Here is a 586-nt window from a genome sequence, read left to right as displayed (position 1 = left end):
CTCAATCAGCGGTTCCCAGATCGCCCATGTCTCATCAGTGAAAGTGCCTGTTCCGTCTCCTTCTTCAATCCATACAATATAGGAAGTATTTTAAGATCTAACAGGCCCTAAGCGCGACGTAAATTCTATGGCCGACAACAGGGTTCAGTTGATGAGGGACGAGAATTTTCGATACAGACATAAAGCGTGATACGCTATCGGACTGATGTAATGGTTCCGCAAAACCCTTCGACTGTGCAAAGCTGGCTACGGTGGCGAGCGCGCTCATGCCGAGCAACAGATGTCGCCTATTTATTTTTAACTCCGCATGAAATAATGCCACCTATTCTCTCCTCACCCATTGAGTTATTTATGTATCTATCCCGATACTTGGTTGATAATGATATAAATAGTGCATTGACGCCGTTAGTGACGGTATAGAAAATATCCGAAGGAAACATTTAACTATTTATACAAGGCCGAAATTCTCTGCCTTTTAGAGCCTGTTTGGAAATTCGGTGAGGGTGTGATTCAAGCCCTGGATGTGGACGCCAGAGCAGAGAGGCCGGATGGCCAGTATCACCCGCAAGACGAAGCGCTATCCGTC

1 protein-coding gene is annotated in these 586 nt (G+C 46.1%); it reads right to left on the bottom strand.

Annotated elements, in window-relative coordinates; genetic code table 11:
* Positions 1 to 97 precede the first annotated feature (97 nt).
* Complete coding sequence (locus tag GOB93_RS22355) at positions 98 to 322, bottom strand: sugar dehydrogenase complex small subunit (RefSeq protein ID WP_173585288.1); 225 nt, start codon at positions 320 to 322, stop codon at positions 98 to 100.
* Positions 323 to 586: the final 264 nt, after the last annotated feature.

Source organism: Acetobacter musti (assembly GCF_011516835.1).
Taxonomy (GTDB): domain Bacteria; phylum Pseudomonadota; class Alphaproteobacteria; order Acetobacterales; family Acetobacteraceae; genus Acetobacter; species Acetobacter musti.
Note: the sequence above shows the minus strand (reverse complement) of the source record. Positions and strands in the feature narration are given on the sequence as shown.